Origin of the sequence: Ancylomarina subtilis (assembly GCF_004217115.1) — a bacterium.
Taxonomy (GTDB): domain Bacteria; phylum Bacteroidota; class Bacteroidia; order Bacteroidales; family Marinifilaceae; genus Ancylomarina; species Ancylomarina subtilis.
The window spans coordinates 65423-83831 of the sequence record NZ_SHKN01000006.1 but is presented as its reverse complement, the minus strand read 5'-3'; the positions used below and the strand labels follow the sequence as shown (position 1 = coordinate 83831).

General features: G+C 38.4%; 14 protein-coding genes. 1 reads left to right on the top strand and 13 read right to left on the bottom strand.

Annotation, left to right across the window (positions count from 1 at the left end; translation table 11 throughout):
* Positions 1-29 precede the first annotated feature (29 nt).
* Positions 30-1094 (bottom strand): class 1 fructose-bisphosphatase, encoded by a 1065-nt coding sequence (gene fbp, locus EV201_RS15835; protein WP_242610507.1) that lies wholly within the window; start codon positions 1092-1094, stop codon positions 30-32.
* Between the two features lie 240 nt (positions 1095-1334).
* On the opposite strand from fbp, the gene EV201_RS15830 reads away from it, so the two are divergent.
* Positions 1335-2600 (top strand): aspartate kinase, encoded by a 1266-nt coding sequence (locus EV201_RS15830; RefSeq protein ID WP_130308621.1) that lies wholly within the window; start codon positions 1335-1337, stop codon positions 2598-2600.
* 42 nt (positions 2601-2642) lie between these two features.
* On the opposite strand, the gene EV201_RS15825 is transcribed toward EV201_RS15830, so the two are convergent.
* The 12 genes from EV201_RS15825 to EV201_RS15770 all read right to left on the bottom strand — a co-directional run bounded on the left by EV201_RS15825 (position 2643) and on the right by EV201_RS15770 (position 18404).
* Positions 2643-3263: a YceI family protein gene (locus EV201_RS15825; protein ID WP_130308620.1), complete on the bottom strand. Its 621-nt coding sequence runs from the start codon at positions 3261-3263 to the stop codon at positions 2643-2645.
* An 87-nt stretch (positions 3264-3350) separates the two neighbouring features.
* Complete coding sequence (locus tag EV201_RS15820; protein WP_130308619.1) at positions 3351-3917, bottom strand: Crp/Fnr family transcriptional regulator; 567 nt, start codon at positions 3915-3917, stop codon at positions 3351-3353.
* A gap of 26 nt (positions 3918-3943) precedes the next feature.
* Entirely contained in the window at positions 3944-5698 is a 1755-nt protein-coding gene (locus EV201_RS15815) for a prenyltransferase/squalene oxidase repeat-containing protein (RefSeq protein ID WP_130308618.1), read from the bottom strand.
* Between the two features lie 13 nt (positions 5699-5711).
* Positions 5712-6683 carry a prenyltransferase/squalene oxidase repeat-containing protein gene (locus EV201_RS15810; protein WP_130308617.1) on the bottom strand — a complete coding sequence of 324 codons (972 nt, stop codon included), beginning with the start codon at positions 6681-6683 and terminating at the stop codon, positions 5712-5714.
* Positions 6680-8284 (bottom strand): polyprenyl synthetase family protein, encoded by a 1605-nt coding sequence (locus EV201_RS15805; RefSeq protein ID WP_130308616.1) that lies wholly within the window; start codon positions 8282-8284, stop codon positions 6680-6682. Before EV201_RS15805 ends, EV201_RS15810 begins: the two co-directional genes overlap by 4 nt.
* 112 nt (positions 8285-8396) lie before the next feature.
* A complete protein-coding gene (locus EV201_RS15800) occupies positions 8397-9590 on the bottom strand; it encodes a radical SAM protein (protein WP_130308615.1) in 1194 nt (397 codons plus the stop codon).
* A gap of 15 nt (positions 9591-9605) precedes the next feature.
* The gene (locus EV201_RS15795) at positions 9606-10448 is read right to left on the bottom strand and encodes an ATP-binding protein (protein ID WP_130308614.1); all 843 of its coding nucleotides are present in this window, start codon (positions 10446-10448) and stop codon (positions 9606-9608) included.
* Positions 10449-10507: 59 nt separating this feature from the next.
* Positions 10508-11722, bottom strand: a complete 1215-nt coding sequence (locus EV201_RS15790) for an outer membrane protein assembly factor BamB family protein (RefSeq protein WP_130308613.1) — start codon at positions 11720-11722, stop codon at positions 10508-10510.
* 62 nt (positions 11723-11784) lie between these two features.
* Positions 11785-15069, bottom strand: coding sequence for an ABC transporter permease (locus tag EV201_RS15785; protein ID WP_130308612.1), 3285 nt, complete (start codon positions 15067-15069; stop codon positions 11785-11787).
* Between the two features lie 12 nt (positions 15070-15081).
* Positions 15082-15759, bottom strand: a complete 678-nt coding sequence (locus tag EV201_RS15780) for an ABC transporter ATP-binding protein (protein WP_165389684.1) — start codon at positions 15757-15759, stop codon at positions 15082-15084.
* A 16-nt stretch (positions 15760-15775) separates the two neighbouring features.
* On the bottom strand, positions 15776-16882 hold the full coding sequence (locus EV201_RS15775; protein WP_130308610.1) for a beta-alanine-activating enzyme beta-propeller domain-containing protein: 1107 nt from the start codon (positions 16880-16882) through the stop codon (positions 15776-15778).
* 10 nt (positions 16883-16892) lie between these two features.
* Positions 16893-18404, bottom strand: a complete 1512-nt coding sequence (locus EV201_RS15770; RefSeq protein WP_130308609.1) for a 2Fe-2S iron-sulfur cluster-binding protein — start codon at positions 18402-18404, stop codon at positions 16893-16895.
* Positions 18405-18409 lie beyond the last annotated feature (5 nt).

Sequence of the window (18409 nt, the reverse complement as noted above, 5' to 3'; positions counted from 1 at the left end):
CTTTCTTGATATTTTAAAGATAAAATCTCTTATATATTATTAAAGAAATCCAAAAAATCTTCGGCTTTCTTTACCATTGCTGATGAACCCGTGTAGAAAGGTACACGTTGGTGAATGGAATCTGGCTTAATTTTCAAGATACGCTCAACCCCGTTGGTTGCCTTTCCTCCAGCCTGTTCGGCGATAAAAGCAATTGGATTGCATTCGTAAAGCAAACGTAGTTTGCCATTACTATTAGCACTTGTATTAGGATAGATGAAAATTCCACCCTTAAGTAAATTTCTATGAAAATCTGCTACCAATGATCCAATATATCGGGATGTATAAGGTCGATTGGTCTTTGGATCTTTTTCCTGGCAATATTTGATGTATTTCTTCACACCGCCAGGTAAGTTGATATAATTCCCCTCGTTAATGGAATAAATTTTTCCATTTTTTGGGGTCTTAATATTAGGATGCGACAAACAGAATTCTCCAATTGAAGGATCAAGCGTAAATCCGTTTACTCCATTTCCTGTTGTATAAACCAACATGGTTGAAGATCCATAAATCACGTAACCTGCAGCAACCTGCTTAGTCCCTTCTTGTAAGAAATCTTCCTTGGTTGGCAATTCCCCTTTTTTACTTACACGCTGATAAATAGAAAAGATTGTTCCAATAGAAACATTGACATCAATATTTGAAGAACCATCCAAAGGATCCATACAAAAAACATACTTTGCATTTCGTCCCATTGCATCATCAAAAATGATGATATCTTCGTTCTCTTCCGAAGCAATAGCAGCGCACTCCCCACTCCCTCTAAGAGCATTTATAAAATGAGTATCTGCAAAAACATCAAGCTTCTGTTGATCTTCACCTTGTACATTTTGATCTCCATGAGCTCCTAAAACATCAACTAAACCCGCTTTATTAACAGCTCGGTTCACAATTTTAGAAGCAATTCCAATGTGATGAAGCAGTCGTGATAACTCTCCTGAAGCATTGGGGTATTCAGCTTGACGCTGAATAATAAACTGATTCAGGGTTTGAACATTGTTGTGTTCGGTCATTTTGTTTGGCTTTTTAATACGTTTGGTTTTGTTTGGTGGCATAAAGTTAGCTTTTTTTATCGAACCTCCTAAAGCTTATTTCAAACGTGTGCGACAAACTTTTGTGTTAAAAAAACAGAACAGAAGCCCCTCGCTTCAGTTTATTTATTAATTTCAAATACTGATCTATTTTATGACGTCTGGTATAATTTACATTCCTTACATTAAGATAAGATCTCAAATTAATTATCAGATATATCAGCCATATATTGGCTCTTATTATAGAATTAAACAATAGAACGAATGGATGTTTTCAAATTCGGAGGAGCTTCAGTAAATTCTGCTGAAGGCGTTATGAATTTTTTCAAGATTGTACAATCGTATAAAAATGAAAGCTTAATTGTGGTTTCTGCCATGGGGAAAACCACGAACGCATTGGAAGAAATAGTCGCCAATTTTTTCAACAAAAAAAATGATTTGGTTTTAAAACAATTTAATGAAATTAAAACCTACCATCTGGATATTATAAACACCTTATTTGCAAAAACGGAAACAGCTTCAATATCCAAAATTGAAAAACTTTTCGATGAGCTTAGTGCTTATCTGCAAAAACCAGCATCGCTTAATTATGAATTCGAATACGATCAAATCGTCGCATATGGCGAACTTTTATCGACAAAGATTATATCCGAATACTTAAAATGCAATGGCATTAACAACCAATGGATTGATATCAGAAGGTATTTAAAAACAAACGACACATTCGGAGAGGCAAAAGTTGACTGGGCACTTTCACGTCAGCTACTTCCTAAAGCCTTCACATTTCAAGATACATTTATGTATATCACTCAAGGTTTTATTGGTGGGACCTCATCAAATTTAACAACAACACTGGGGCGCGAAGGCTCTGATTATACCGCCGCTATACTTGCTAATATTTTAGATGCCGAAGAAGTTTCAATTTGGAAAGATGTGCCCGGTGTGATGAATGCTGACCCCAAATGGATACCTGAAGCCAAACAACTGAAACGGATCTCTTATCAGGAAGCCATTGAACTTGCTTTTTTTGGAGCAAAGGTTATTCATCCCAAAACCATTCAGCCCTTACGGGAAAAAAGTATCCCTATGTATGTTAAATCATTCATCAATTATTTTGATCAGGGAACTTTAGTTAGTGAAGCCTCCATTGAAAAAACAGGTAAAATCCCCATATTCATTCAAAAAGAGAAACAACGTTTGATTTCAATTCGTCCCAAAGATTATTCATTTGTTATCGAAGAAAATCTCGGACCCATTTTCTCACTTATTGCAAAATACCGTTTAAAAGTAAATCTGACTCAGAATTCTGCAATTAGTTTTTCACTTTGTGTGGATAACAGCAAAAACATTGACAAATTAATTGAAGCGCTTAAGGTTGATTATGAGGTTAGATACAACGAAAACCTTGAGTTGATTACAATTCGTCACTACGATATCGATTCAATTAAACAAATGACTGATGATCGCACTATTCTTCTGGAACAGAAGAGTAGAGATACAGCTCAGTATGTATTGGAATCCAAGTCATAAAAAAAGGGAAAAGATCATTTGGTCTTTTCCCTTTTTTACGGCTCAATTTATTCTTGAAACCAGTTGAAATTTTATTTCGAACATATCGTGAATCATATTATCTCCTAAATCATCAAAAAATGACCCCGAACCATATTTAATATCCCATTTTGTTCTGTCAACAGAAAGCAATGCATCAACCCAAAGGGCATCATTCCTCATCTCCAATTTTGCAGGAAAAGTAATTTCATGGCTAATTCCCTTAATACTCAAAATCCCTTTGACGGTATAATTAGCTTCATCAGGCTTGGCATTCTGAATTTTAGTAAACTGAGTTGTTTTAAAATTTGACTCCGGAAACTTTTCAACAGAGAAAAAATCATCAGATTTTAAATGTCCTATCAGTTTCTTATTCCATTGTTCATTGGTAATATCCGAGCAAATAATGGAAGACATATCGATATTAATGTTTGCACTGACAAACTTATTCCCATTTAAAACAATCTCACCATCCTTAAGTGAAATTTCACCTGTATGTTTACCTGAGACTTTTTTCCCAGTCCAAAACACCTTACTTTCTTTTGTCTGAACGTTAAACGCTTTTACATTCTTAACCGGCTGTTCTGCATCCACTTTATTAATGAATATGAGGCCCATTAATATAAAAAATCCTATTCTTTTCATATCTCTTTATTTTTAATGTTTCAACACTGCAAACATACGAGACCTCATTTGCGGAAAAAATAAACTAGTTTAATAAATTCAGATCTTTTATTTCTTTCTTGCTCTTTTTGCCATAATCTGACTTAAAAAAACAGGTGTAACTCCTAAATAAGACGAAATATGATACTGTGGAAGACGCTGTACCAAATCGGGGTATTCAGCAATAAGTTCTTCATAATTCTCTTCGGCCGTTTTTGATAAAATGGAAATGAAGCGTTTCTGTAAAAAGATATAGGACCGCTTTAATGTCTCTGTAATCTTTGAGAAATTATCCGTTAATTTTCTAAACTGATCGTCATCAATCGAAAAAACACGACTATCTTCAATAGCTTCTAAAAAGAAGGAGGTTGGTAATGGAGTAGAAAGATCCCCTATCACCTGATTTTCTTTGGCAAAAAGAATATTGAATTCCTTTCCTGAAGGATCGATAATATACAAACGTAACAAGCCTTTTTCAACAATATAATGCCTGGTATTCGCGTCTCCACTTGAAAACAAAAGTTGTTTTTTCTTGAAACTTTCATATTTCGATGAGTCTTTGATAAACACTTTTTCATCAAGAGAAAGCTTACGCTCAAAAATTCTTTCGTAATACGCGAATAAAATATTTTCCATCTTAAATCCCTCAATTTATCAGTTTTTTAATCCAGCTCTTTCAGAGCCGAACAGGCAAATACCAATGGGTACATGTCTTCGTAATACCACAACGAAGCAAAATAAAGGCCAATAGGTGTTGCTTTTATCTCATCTAAATTCTCCGGAATAATCTGCATCAAGCATTCTGCGGCTCTATGTGCAAGGCTCTCCTTACCACAAGCAGCCATCGCTCTTAATGCCAAAGAAGTTTCTTCAATACTCGGTGGCAAATCTTTATCGCCTCCCCAACCTCCATGATGATGTTGAGTCATTGATAAAAAACGAATCGCCTTTTCAATCATCGTATTGAGACCCTCATAACCGGATTTCTGAAGTTCAGCAAGCCCATATAAAACAATAGAAGTCCCGTAAACCGGATTCTGGTGGTGCTCTCCAAGCTCATTTCCAAACCAAAGAGGTTGAAAAGAGCCATCTTGCAATTGAGCTTTCTTCAAATAGCTTACAGCTTTCTTCAAGCTTTTATTTATTTTCTTTTGAAACTTCTTATCAAATTCATCTCTCCAAATCACAAATGATTTAAGAGCATGAGCAGAAATATCAGGACAAGAACAATCAAATGGCAATTTACCCCAGCCCTTACAAAAAGTGGGGAAACCACCATCTTTGTTTTGTAAGCTGATTAACCAACTGATACCATTACGAGCGGCCTCCAAAGCAAGCCCCTTATCCTTACTTAATCGATGTAAAGCAATAAGAGCACCGGAGGTATCATCGGTATCGGGAACACCACCCTGTAAATTGGTCCATGCCCAGCCTCCGGGTTTTGTTCGGGTAAAAGGATGTATCTTTTTATATTGTTGTTCCAATAAATTCGCCTGCATATCCGACTGACTATCAATCAAACTTAGAGAAGCATCACTCAAAGCATTTAAGGATAAACTACTCACCCAGGTTGAAAGATTTGTATCAATTGGCCAACTGCCATCTTCACGAATTGAATGACTCAGGAATTGAGCCGCCTTTTCACAAATATCTAATTCTTGATAATCGGCATGTACCATGCTCATCAAAACAAAAGCCGTTAAAGGTGTTGCCTCAAGAAATCCCCCATTATCGGGCTGTTTAGATTTAAGTACATTTAAAACTCTTTTTCGACAGGTCGCTCTAACCGCACGTCTGAAGATATTCTTTTTCGAGTGTTGACTTTTCACTAAACCGATAGCAATTAGTGCTGGAATGGCGTAACTCACCACTGATAATTTTAACCAACGGAATAAACGATGCGGAAAAATAGCTAAATGATAAGGTAGTTGTGGAACCAACTTCCATCCATTCTCACCCAATCGACCCGATATGGCACACATAGCCAATATAGGTACAGAAAAGGTTTGGTCACTTTTATAATGATCGAGTATAGCCTGACTAAGCATCTCCGGCTCTAAGCTTCCCACTCGTCTTTTCAACCAGGCTTCTGCTTCATGAATCGGCTCCTGAAATTTCTCATCCTCCTCGACAATAGAAAAAGTCGCCCAGCTTATCAATGTTGTACTCAAATTACTCTGACTTCGTATGGTATCACCCCAGGCGCCATCAGCATTTCTGTTAGCAACCAGCCAATTCAGACCATGAGTAATTTGTTGCTTATATTTTTGTTTATCGTATTTCCATAAAGCAAAAACGGCAAGTGCTGTCGACAAAGCACTACTTGATAATCGCCCCGTCCACAGGTTGTTTTCGTTTCTTAACGAAAGAATTTTTTGTTCCAGGTTCTGAAAAAGTTGTTTCCTTTTCTCATTCATAAAGTCACTCGAATTAGATTAGTATCCCAATACCCAAAAGAGCATAATATGTATACTCAACATCACATGTCATATCGGCGATACTTCCAAAAAAGCCTCCTGACTCATCCCAATGCAAATTAATAAAATCGATAGATTTTTCAGACAGATCCTGTAAATTCTCTCCAACCATATAAAGAGCTAATAATGCCGTACTTGTGGAAAGAAGGTCGGCAATTGGCAAACCAGAAGCAGCTTTAAAACCACCTCTGGACGTGTAATTCTGCTTTAAATATGTAATAGAATCGTCATAATTCCGATCATTATTCGCTGTCATAATTAAACCTGCAGCGGTTGCTGAAGTCACACCCGTTTGTGAAGAATGATCATTAGCAAATGAAGCATCATCACATTTTAAGGTATCAAGCTGATTGGTTATTCGATTTAAAACGGCTTCATCTTCATTCAAATCCTGATAAAGCGTCCAAACCAAAAATGAAGCATAAACAGTCGCTTGATCAGCCTGTTTTTTATTGTGATTATAACCTCCATCTTTGGACTTGTAAGTTTCAAGCAACTCAAGCAAAGCCTGACAATCTTTTTTCACCTTTTTTATTAAACCTTTCATCAGAACCTTCCCCAGAAAGCTGTCGAAATCCCTAATCTCAGGTTTAAAACCAAACTTTTGTTTTTGCTGAATTAATAGAAGCAACAAATAACAGCGAATGTAACAAACTGCATGTATCAAATCCAACTCTTGGACGTTCTGAAAGGATTTTAAGAATCTGAATTCCTTTTCGATATCCAATTCAATATCGTAAACAAAAGCCAGAGTATAAGCAAAAACAGAGTAATACAGATCAGGCTTCCCCGATCTATCCTTGAAGCCTCCCGTATCGCATTTTTGAGAACTGACAAAAGATTGAATCTCCCGCAAAGCCTCATCGCTTAACAAGCTCTTCGATTTTAAAAGAGCCTTTAATATCTCCTGATTGCAGTTTGTCATCCGTTCAGAATTTTATTCAAGAGGCGAGTCAATAATATTTTTAGGGCTGGACTTTTCAGATCTGTAATACTACTGAGAGCTTTTAGCTTATAATTCTCGAGCATCTGCTCAGCTTCTTTTATACCTTCCCGGATTTCAGTTTGCTTCCAAATCTCTTTTTTGCATAAATCATTCCCTTTCTGAAAATCCTCAAACCAAACTTTCATCTTGTCAGGATGTTCCCGATTGACAATAGCTGTAACCAATGAAGGCTGAATGGTATTAAAAGCATTATCGATATTCCCTAAATTGAAATCATCCAAATCATCTTTAATCTGATAGGCAATTCCTAATGCAGAACTGTAAGTTGTCAAAACTTGCATCACCTCGTCCCCGGCATCTGAAATAATCGCACCAAACTGCAAAGCGACTTCAAAAGCCGGTGAAGTCTTCAAACTGAAAATTTTCAGAATATCCTCAACAGATAAAAGGGCTTTGTTTCTTCGCCACAATAGTTCTTCGCCTTGCCCTATAGCCAAATCACGATGACCATACGAAGCAATTTTTAATAATTTTCGAATATGCTTTGCGCCTGACTCTGCAATAAACTGATAGCCAAAACCCAAAATCAAATCACCCACATTTATAGCAACAGGTGTATCATATTGCCTGTGAAGAGTTGGTTGAGCGTAACGTTCATGGTCTTCATCAACAATATCATCGTGAACCAACGACGCCTTATGAAAACACTCAATTGAAACGGCCAGTTTCTGAATACATTCATCCATTACAGCTTCTGATCCCATCAATGCTTTATATACAGCAAGCATAATCAGAGGACGCCAGCGTTTCCCACCTTGTGCTAACCAATCAATTGCAATTTGAGAACTTTCATCCTCACCATTTATATAAACTGCAAGCTGATCTTTTTCAAACCAGGAATTAACTTCAGACCTAAGCGCATCAATATTAATCCAGCCGTACCAATTGCTTTCTTTGCGAATTGGCAAAATTTCGTCCAGCCATAACTTATCCACTTTTGAATTCTTACAGTCGTTGTTATACAATGGAATTGCAATTGAAGGAACAGCTTCTTTTACAGCCAAGGGAAAAGATTTCTCGAAAGAATGCAAACAGCCAACGCCTATGACACATTCAACCTTGCCCGATCCCAAAAGAGTACTGACTGTTGTTGTCCCTTCGCTAACGAGCGTGTGGTAACCCAATTCATCCGCCCGAGTCGTAATATCAGCAATATCACACTTGCCACACTGTTCGCAAAGCAAACCCAATTCGTCAAATTGAGCCGGGCATTCTGTCGCATGAGCAATACATTTGGGAAGTAATAAAATACGTCGGTTGAACGGAATACCTGAAACGATATCGCGCCACGAATGATTATTGATCATGACTGCCAAAAGCTTTTGATATAAAAAAAGCTCAGGATGTTTCTTAATCAATTCACCCGAATGAAAAATCACCTCCTCCTCTTGCAAAGGAGGAATCAGTTCCCTTTCAGCTGTATAATCACAAATTAAATCCCGAATTTGTTTCAGTTTATCAGGTGATTGAGGCAAACTGTTTCCTAATCCTCCCGAAGGATTATTATTTTTTAATATCATTTTACAAATAGCTAAATGGTACGATTATTAAAACTTCCACTCACTTCAACTACACTTTTCCTCCCTTTATAATCCACTTCGACTCCACTCAGTGAGCACGTTTGATATGTTTTTATCCGTAGGCTCCGAATCCAAAAAAAGAATATTTCTTAGCAAAGCGATAAACAAAACTTTTTTCCGGAATTTCCTTACCCGGTATATGATGCCCGGCACATGGGCGCATTTGGCTTAACTCCTGAAAGCTCGCATTTCTGTTAGACGAATCGTAAGCCTCAGTGTCTTTCAATATTGTGTTTAAATACTCAGGATCATCAAGTAAAATACAACCTTGGGTTTTATCACTGATTCGAGTCCGCATATTCCTTAGGAAAGTCGAATTTTCAATCACGCCATCCAAATCTTTTCCATTCCCAATATTTTCTCTGGCAAACTGAATGGGTGGGCAAAATTCAATATCGCCAAAAGGATTAATATGATGGCTCAGACCAATGGCTCCGGGACATAATGCTTTCCCTTTTTCATCCCAATAGGTATCAATAATCATCAGGGGGGCTTTCACACGAATATCAACCACAAACTGTCTCAACTCCAGAATTTCTTCTTCGGACAAAGCAAGTTCTGTTGTTGGGCGCGCTCCAACAGGTCTGTAAATATAGTACCACAAATAATGAACTCCTTTTTCGATACATGCATTTACAAAATCCTCACTGACTAATTCCTTAAAATTCGATTTACAAACCGAAGTCGCAACCCCGGTAAACAACTTATTATTCACAGAGGCTTCGATGCCTTTCATCGTTCGGCCGTAAACATCATTGGCTCCCCGGCGAACATCGCTAACATCTTTTAATCCCTCAACACTAATCAGTGGAGATACATTTCCTAATTTTCGCATACGCTGAGCATATTCGTCGGACAATAAGGTTCCGTTTGTAAACAGCTGAAAGTAACAATCAGAATGCTTCTCTATCACATCAAACAGATGGGGATACATCAGAGGTTCTCCTCCCAGAAGTCCGAAGAAATACGATCCCTTTTTCTTTCCCGATTCAATCACATTATTGAGGGTTTCAACATCCATCCCCTGGGATTTATTGTTGATGCTCACCCAACAGCCCTGACAATTCAGATTGCAATTATCGGTTAATGAAATCATTAAAAACGCAGGAAATAACTCACCCTTCTTCAATCGTTTCTTATGCTTTGCCACAGTGCGCATGCCTTTCCATCCCAAGTTATAGCCAAGCTTCCAAAGTAATCGGAAGTCCACCTGTCGCATTATTCTATTCCCTAATTTTAAAATCATATTCGAGTTCTCTTATTAGCAGCAACAGTTTTTATCCGAATCCTCATCCTTACATGCACAATCTGGCTCAATCTCCGTTTTGCAGTTACAATTGCAATCACAAGCCTTTTCTTCTACTTCTTCTGTAGTACTGCAGTTTTTTCTTTCTTCCTCAGCCATTTTCAGTTGCTCCTTTTTCAAAAGAGAAACTTTAAAATTATTGCGTCGAGCACTTAAAACCGAATACACATCATCGTTCTGAATTTGTTCCAAAACATTGTCTCCTGATAACATTTCTCCTTCACCCCCATCGATTGGACTATCGGCATGCTTGGGGAAAATAATTGCATTTTGCGGACACACACGAGCACAAGCCGGGCACATATCTTTGCAATTTGCCGATGCTGAGACCACAACCGATCCATCATCTTCCACAGAATAAACACTAAAGAGACAAAAGTTAAGACATTTTCGACAACCATTACAACGCTCATAGTCAATCACCGGATACCAGGGGTTCCATTCATCGGCATATTTAATTTTCAGAGCTTTAGGATTATCTGTTCTAACCGATTCAACAAGCTTATTGCCATCCTTATCGTCTATATGATAATACTCTGTTCTATTCTCTTGAACTTTCTTCCCACTATTGCCTATTAAATTCTGCATGGCACGAGACTGACAACCAAAAACAAGGGCATCTTCAGCTGTAAATAAACTCTCCAAGTCGTCAGGGTTTTTAAGTACCGTTCCACAAAGATCCTCGATATAGGTGTAGCCGATGTTCTTCTCCTCCAGACTCTGAATCAATCTTTCTACAGATTCCTTCTCAATCTTACCATCTTTCTCACAACCACAAATAAATATTTTCTTAGTCATATTTTTAGATTTGAATCATTGGAAATAAGCTGTGAAATCTCACAGCTTATAACTCATCTCTATCCTTGAGATTTAATATCATATGCCAATAAGACATTCCCATGACGGATGTACAAGATACCCTTATTAATTACCGGTTGGGCAAAGTGCTCTTTGGTCCCTTTTCTCACTTTAAAAGAACTCACAATCTCCATTTTAGGTTCCGTTTTTACTAAGGCCACTTTTCCTTGCTCGTTGTAACAATACAAGAATCCATTTGCGGCAATAGTCGCTCCACGTCCAAATTTAAGACTGTCAACCATCTCACCAGAATTGGCATCAATGGCTTTCCATTTCTTTCTACGATGACCGGAAGCATAAATCCTATTATTCACTTTTACAGCTCCCCCCATAATATTATCAAGCTGCTTATTTCTCCATATTTCGGTAATCTGACTTCCATCTTTAGAAATCTGAAGTTTCACAGTACCATTTCCACATCCTGCAACATAATACAAATAGCCATTTTCATAAATAGGCGTATTCCCATGAATATCGCAAAGCGTATCCTGCATATGAGACCATAGCAATTCACCTGTCTGAGATTCCAAGCCGAAAAGTGCATTGTCAGAAAAGGTAACCAAAACATTTCGGGTAGGAAACTCTAACAAAGTAGGCGAACAATAAGCAGGAATTTCTCCAAAAGCTTTATTCGTCCACTTGGTTTCACCGGTAAAACGATCTAAGGCAACAATATTCACCTCTTCACCACCCGGAGCGCAGTATACCAAATCACCATCAATTTCAAGAGATTGTGAATAGCCAAATCGGGTATTCTTCCCCTTAAATTTATCAATCATGTTCAAGCCCCATTTTTTCTCACCCGTCTCCGTATTGATACAAGCGATATCGCCCATACTGGATGCCACATAAACCAAACCATCTACGACCGTTGGTGCCGAACGCGACCCAATAAAATTCTTCATCCAGTCGGTTCCAAACTCAGTCTTCCAAAGCATTTTCCCTTCCATATCAAAGGCCATCAAATAGGCTAAACTGTCAATTTCACCATTCACAAAAAGTTTATCATTCGAAACCACTGGCGAACCATATCCATTTCCAACGCCATTGAATTCCCATAGCAAAGCAGGCCCATTCTCTGGCCATTCAGTTAATAAATCAGGCTCATCGTAAATTCCAGTTCGATTTTCACCACGCCATTGGCTGACTTCTTTCTTTTTCGGGGTACATGAGAAAAACAGTACCAAACAGATTAACAAGCTTAAATTTTTCATTTTTCTTTGGGTTAGTTTATTGATTTTGGTCGGTTATTCTTTGAACTATATCTGGTGTATTTTTATTCATTTTTTAAACTCTCGATCAGATTTTGTTTCATAGCCAATTTTGCCGGGATATAAATCGATATCAAAGCAAAAAACAGAATGGCGAGTGTTACCTGTAAAACAAAAGCCACCGGCATACTAAAGGCATCGGAAAACAAGGAAGGCAACATGCCTACCCAAGCCGCTAAAGCACCACTCGATAAACCGACAACTAATAAAAACAAGTTCTCAATCATCACCAGCCTAAAGATGTCTTTTTGCTCAAATCCCAATGCTTTCAATAGAGCCAACTCTTTTTTCCGCTCAAGCATGTTTCTTAATAAAACAATTCCCAAACCAAGAGTCCCAATCATCACGCCAAGAGCACCCAACAACATAAACATATTCAAATAGGTGTTCTCTACAGAATAAAAAGCTGCCAAACGTTGGCTGGCTTTTTGAACCTGAGGTCCATAATCCTGTAATTGATCTTCAATCATCTGAATACCCTGTTTATTGACTCCATCAACCAGAATCAATTTCGATCCGCTTACCGATGGGTAATGTGCTTGAAAGTTTTGATCTGAAATCAGAATATTTCCTTGAAAGATGGAATTATTCAATCCACCTATCAGAAGCAACTTGATTGTTTTTCCAAATTCATCCTTATACTGAAGCGTGTCCCCCACAGCTTTTTTAAGTCCCCAAACAATAACAGTTTGGTCAGCATAGGCAGGTATGACATCGGGACCAAAATCCTGATTTAAGGCTAACCAAGGGTGATTCTTATCTACTCTTTCATGTAATGATGCGAATGAGAAAGCAGATCGCTGATTAAAATGACCAAGCTTAAACCCCAGTACTCGTGGACGTTGAACCTGATTCAGATTTAAACAAGATGCATCGTCACCCGCCAAACTTCGGAATTGCACAAAATCAGCTGAATTCATCAAGGAATCTTCTGTCAAACCAAGCTTCTCTTTTCCCTCATCGGTATTGATATCATTCAAAACAGGCAAACTCGTCTCTATCCAATATTTATAAGCTCCCGTTCCAGACTGTGGGGAATCTTCGGCATCAACAAAAGTTTTACGATTGGCTCCGGTAATCATCACCGAGAAACAGCCTAAAGCCAATAAAATAATTGTGCTCAGACTTCGCCCTTTATTTCTGGCAGCATTCTTAATAGCCAATTCCACTAAAGATGGTACAGACATCCTATTTTGCTCATCTTTTAAAATCAGGAAATAGTAAAAAGTGGCAAAACAAGCGATCATCAACAAACCACCTGATGACATCAATAATTCAGCATTAAGAATATCTGAACTTGCAAAAGCATAAGCTGCAATTAAAATTGAAATCACAAAAGTCAATCCTGCAATCAGAAGTGACAGGCTTTTCTTCTTTTTTAAGTTAGAGCTTAAATTTGTATTTTGAATCAACCCAACTACCGATTTTTTCAGATGCTTACGACTCACCCAATAAACAGATAACAGGGCAATGAGCATTCCGATTACAGCACCAGTCATTAAGGTTTGAGTTTGAACATCTAACTGAATCATGTTGGTGCGAACCACATCCTGCCAAACAGAATTCAATCCCCAAATAATCGCTTGATTGTAGGCTATTCCCATTAAACTCCCTAAAATTCCACCCAAAATTATTGTAGGCAAAGACTCAAAAAAACGAATCTTTAATATTTTTCTATCACTAAACCCCAATCCCTTTAAAATACCTGTTTCCTGATTTCTATTTTCCAGATTTAAAGCGTAAATCAATAAAGTAAGTAGAATACCGGCAGCAATTATGAAGAAACTCAGACTTAAAAACAGCTCTCCAAAATCGACCATATTATTAGCCGCATTCTCACCTTGGTTTCGAACGGAGATAAAGGTCAAATTTAGCATTGAGGGATGCAAACGCTTCAGGATTTGTTTCTCCAAAACAGGCAAAGTCAACTCATCCTTATGAAAGCGAAAAGCGGTGTATTGGCCATATTTATTACTCCACATGTTTAAGGCACTCGACATGCCTATCATCGCCTTAGGTGTGCCTTTATATTTTTTCCAATAGGCCTCATCCTTATCGCGAATCTGACTAAAATCGATAGGAATACCCGCATCCCATTCGTTGCAACTTCCTGCATTCGAAAGCCCCGGGAACGAAGGCATCATGGCCTGATCCAACTTCTTTGTATTCTCCGAAAATATGCCCGAAACAAGAAAACTCCGACTCTCTTCCTCCAGAGAACGCAGGGGACCAATCACAAAATAATCCAACTTCAAACTGTCACCAACTTTCAGTTTGAGATCTTTAGCCAACCACGAACTGATATGAATTCGATCGGTTCGAATATCAGAAAACACATCTTCATTCTCTATCGCCGTTACAAATGAATAGGGGGTTCTTTCCGTTTTCGATTCCAGTCCATTTACAAAATAAGTAAGCAAAGCATCTTTGGGCAAAGACATTTTCTGAATTTCGTTGGCGATGGGTTCATCAATAAAAATGCGATCGGAACTCAATTCAAAAACAGATTGTTCGTTCAGTTCATTCAAATGTAAACCCGCATCGGCAAGTTGCCACTTCTTAGCCAGGCTTTCATTCATGTTTGCCTCAGTAATTTCTGCTTTAGCATGAGAACTTGCCAGCAACAAATTGACTTTCCCCTGCAATTCCATTTCTTCAGCAAGAAATGCTCTCGACATGAAAATATTATAGGGTGCAACCTGATTGCTTCTCAAACTAAAACGTCCGAGTTGTTTGTCATCAAGAATCGCTTTTACACTTAGGCGCAGGGCTAATGATTGATCCTCATCAGAAACAAAAGGTGCATTTACCGGAACCAAATTTGCCTTTTCAACCCTCAGTAAAAATTCATTCCCTGGAACCAAACCCAGCTTTTCTGCCAGATTTTCGCTAATTGCGACTTCATCCTCATTCAGTTCTGGCAAAACCTCTTCTGATAATTCTGAAAAAGCATTGTCGATACCATAAACCTGAACGCCATTAACCCGTGTTTGTGATTCAGACTCGATAGCCAAACCTTTTACACTTAAAACAGACTCGACTTTAATCCCCAAATCCTCGGAAATATCTTTTGCCAAGTCGGCTCGAACAAATCGATCACCCGTTGGCATGGCGAAATCAATTTCACCCAATCGCATATTCAGCAATTGGTGCAAACTATATTTTACGGAATCGCCAATAATTAGAGCCCCGGTTAAAACTGCTGTACTGATAAGGGTGCCCAGCAAAACAGCCAAGTGCTGTTTCCTGAAAAACCAAAGACTTCTTAATATGTATCGATATAAATTCATCTTCAAAATTCGCTATTCCTTAATTTTACCATTTTCAATACGGCAAATACGTTTCATATGTGCTGCCAAATCCTGTGAATGCGTCACAACAACCATCGTCACTCCCTGCTCTTCGTTAATCCGAACAAACAGTTTTGCGAGTTGATCAGCACTCTCCTTATCCAGCGAGCCAGTTGGTTCATCAGCTAAAATCAACTTAGGCTCATGAATTAAGGCTCTCACAACTGCTGCGCGCTGACATTCTCCGCCTGACATTTGCCCCGGACGTTGATGAATATGGTTTGATAAACCTACAAAATCCAATAATTCCAACGCTCTTGTCTCAGCCTCTTTTTTCGTGGCTTTATCCTTTTCGGGCAGGTAGGGTAACAAAACGTTTTCCAGCAAACTCAACTGAGGCAACAAATGATGAGCTTGAAACACAAATCCAATTTTCTGATTTCGAAACTGAGCCAATTGATTTGAATCATAAGATGAAATTTCTTCATGATCAAATAGAACTGTACCAGAATTGGGAAGATCAAGAGAACTCATTACATTAAGCAGTGTACTTTTACCCGAGCCCGATGGTCCCAATATGGCAACACGATCTCCCTTAGAAATTTCAAGAGAAAGCTCATCCAGAACCATTCTTCGGATAGTCGATTCGGTTGCTTCGTAATATTTTGTGATTTTATCGAGTTTTAACATCCGTCCTATTATTAAATTATTTCTTTCCAAAAGCATAAATTCGGCCATCCATTGCCGTTACAACAATCATATCTTCTATCACAGCCGGAGTTGATACAATCGCTCGTCCAATTTCATAAGACCATATTTTGGCACCAGTATTCAAATTCAGTTGATAAATTCGGCCATCACCTGAAGCGATCAAAACTGAGTTTTTTGTGATCACTGGTGAACCCTCAATTTTCCCCTTCGTTTTATATTGCCAAATGAGATCACCTGTTTTCTTATTGTAGCAATATACCACTCTATTCGTTGCACCAATAATCACCTTATCTTTGTTGACAGATGGCGAACCCAAAAAGGACATCCCCCCTTCTTTCTGCCAAAGCACTTTTCCAGCCTTCAGATCAGCACAATAAAATAGCCCATCGTAATTACCGAAATAAGCCTTTTGCCCGTCCAGAGCTGTCGACGAAGCAATATAGGATCCCGCATTTAAAGTATCTTTAACCAATCCGGTTTTCACATCAACTTGATGAATAAAACCATCGCAACCACCAAACACCGCAATTTTTCCGTTGCAAGCTGGTGCACCGTTGATATAATTATTCGATTCATATTTCCAAAGCCCTTTACCTGTCTTGGCATCCACGCAATGCAGGAAGTAATCGTAGCTACCAAAAAGGAGTCGCTTTTTCTTTTCTTCTGAGGAATAAAACCATGAAGCCGATCCTGAAATTTGTCCTTCAGTTGTGTATTCCCATCTCTCCTCGCCAGAACTGGCATTCAAACAAAAGAACTTGCCTTCTAATGAACCAAAGTAAATATTTCCATCCAAGTATAAAGGTGCTGCTTCAACCGAAGTTTTAGCATCGAATGTCCATTTCAACTTGCCTTCGCTCGTAATAGCATAAAGCTTCCCATCATTTGATCCAACATAAACAGTTCCATTACTTATAATGGGGGATGATTTAATGGCATCTCCCGTTTTATAAGTCCAAAGTAATTTTGGAGCCTTGGGAATCTCAGCATTGGTACAGCCTGTTAATTCCGAGTTGCCTCGAAAAGACAACCAGTTAGACTGGTTTTGAGCTGAGCCTCCAAAACTTAGACAAATAAGTATTACAAATATTAATTGTTTCATATTTCGGTTCTTACTTCAAAGCCAAAGCACCCGTTGGGCAAGCTTCAGCACATTTTTGAGCCGTTTTAGTTAAAGCCTGATTCATATTCTGATTAAAAGGGACTGCCATTTCTACATCGAAACCTCGACCAATAAAAGTCACACCTGTTAATTCATTATTCTTTTGAGCAATTTCAATGCACAAGCCACATTTAATACACTTCTCTGGTTCGTAAACGATACTCTCGTGATTAAAATGCTTCTTAAGAGATTCTCGATCCCCCAATAAAAACTTTCTTCGATCAGCCTGATAGATTTCTGCACAATCTCTCAATTTACAATTGTCCATCTTTCGACAATCACAGTGCAAACATCTTTTTGCTTCAGCAATTGCGTCTTCTCTACTATTGATATCTTTTCTCTCTCCCTCTACTGATTCTTTCAGATATTCCAAAGCTTCAGTTTGACTTAAGACTCCAAAACGAGAATTGAATTTTCTCTTAGGCGTTTCAACCTCTTGCCCCCTCAAGTATAGGTTAACAGAATGCGCTGCCTCTTTTCCCTGAGCCAAAGCTTTCACAGCCATCTTTTGTAATCGGAGCAGACTGCCACAAGCAAAAACATCAGGTAAATTGGTTTTAAAAGCTTCCTTTTCACCCTTAAAATCGAGATTCAAGTTACTTATTTCATCGGAAATCGAACCGGTTGCTAAAATCACAGCATCATATTCCTTTCGAATATTCTCAAAGCTCTCTAATGATAATGGTGTGTTTAAATTTATCTCTAGACCCAATTGCTGAAGAATCCTAATTTCTGAATCCAAGACCTCCTGAGGCATTTTTCCATCAGCTATTTCAGTTTGTAAGCTTCCTCCCCAAACAGACTCTCTTTCAAAAAGACTGCAAGCATGGCCTTCTTTTAGAATATGAAAGCTCGCTGCCAAACCAGCAACTCCTGAACCAATCACTGCAACTTTTTTTCCACTTACTGCGTTCAATTCAGGTAAGTAAGTATTTTCTGATTCTTCGGCAACGGTTCGCTTCAAAACACAAATTGAAACAGCTTCATCCACATCCTTTCTACGACAAACTTTCTCGCAAGGCGCTGAGCAGATATAACCCAATATATGTGGCAAGGCGATTTCTTCTTTCACAATCAGAATGGCCTCATCGAATTTCCCATCAGCAATAAAACGGTTCATTTTTGGAATATCCATAAAAGCAGGACAAGCCACCCGACATGGTGCTTCACAATCGCCAACATGATCGCTCAAAAGAAGTTCTACGGCCTCTTTCCTGGCACCAAACACTTCTTCGTCCTCACTAGCCAACTCCATGCCCTCAACAACTTTCGTTGCGCAGGATGGCATCATCTTTCCCGATTTAATATCCTTCACCATGCAAACCATACAAGTTGGATGATTTGAACATCCATCTAAATAGCACATGGAAGGAATGTGGATCCCTAAAGATTCAGCAGCCTTTAAAACCGTTGTATCTGCAGATACCTCTATATCTTTATTGTCAATTTTTATTCTTACCATAATCG

Excerpts from the sequence above, each read along its gene's own strand:
- EV201_RS15800 (WP_130308615.1), bottom strand. The coding sequence starts at position 9,590 with ATGATTTTAAAATTAGGGAATAGAATAATGCGACAGGTGGACTTCCGA.
- EV201_RS15790 (WP_130308613.1), bottom strand. The coding sequence starts at position 11,722 with ATGAAAAATTTAAGCTTGTTAATCTGTTTGGTACTGTTTTTCTCATGT.
- EV201_RS15770 (WP_130308609.1), bottom strand. The coding sequence starts at position 18,404 with ATGGTAAGAATAAAAATTGACAATAAAGATATAGAGGTATCTGCAGAT.
- EV201_RS15805 (WP_130308616.1), bottom strand. The coding sequence starts at position 8,284 with ATGATATTAAAAAATAATAATCCTTCGGGAGGATTAGGAAACAGTTTG.
- EV201_RS15815 (WP_130308618.1), bottom strand. The coding sequence starts at position 5,698 with ATGAATGAGAAAAGGAAACAACTTTTTCAGAACCTGGAACAAAAAATT.
- EV201_RS15820 (WP_130308619.1), bottom strand. The coding sequence starts at position 3,917 with ATGGAAAATATTTTATTCGCGTATTACGAAAGAATTTTTGAGCGTAAG.
- EV201_RS15775 (WP_130308610.1), bottom strand. The coding sequence starts at position 16,882 with ATGAAACAATTAATATTTGTAATACTTATTTGTCTAAGTTTTGGAGGC.
- EV201_RS15780 (WP_165389684.1), bottom strand. The coding sequence starts at position 15,759 with ATGTTAAAACTCGATAAAATCACAAAATATTACGAAGCAACCGAATCG.
- EV201_RS15830 (WP_130308621.1), top strand. The coding sequence starts at position 1,335 with ATGGATGTTTTCAAATTCGGAGGAGCTTCAGTAAATTCTGCTGAAGGC.
- EV201_RS15825 (WP_130308620.1), bottom strand. The coding sequence starts at position 3,263 with ATGAAAAGAATAGGATTTTTTATATTAATGGGCCTCATATTCATTAAT.
- EV201_RS15795 (WP_130308614.1), bottom strand. The coding sequence starts at position 10,448 with ATGACTAAGAAAATATTTATTTGTGGTTGTGAGAAAGATGGTAAGATT.
- EV201_RS15810 (WP_130308617.1), bottom strand. The coding sequence starts at position 6,683 with ATGACAAACTGCAATCAGGAGATATTAAAGGCTCTTTTAAAATCGAAG.
- EV201_RS15785 (WP_130308612.1), bottom strand. The coding sequence starts at position 15,069 with ATGAATTTATATCGATACATATTAAGAAGTCTTTGGTTTTTCAGGAAA.
- fbp (WP_242610507.1), bottom strand. The coding sequence starts at position 1,094 with ATGCCACCAAACAAAACCAAACGTATTAAAAAGCCAAACAAAATGACC.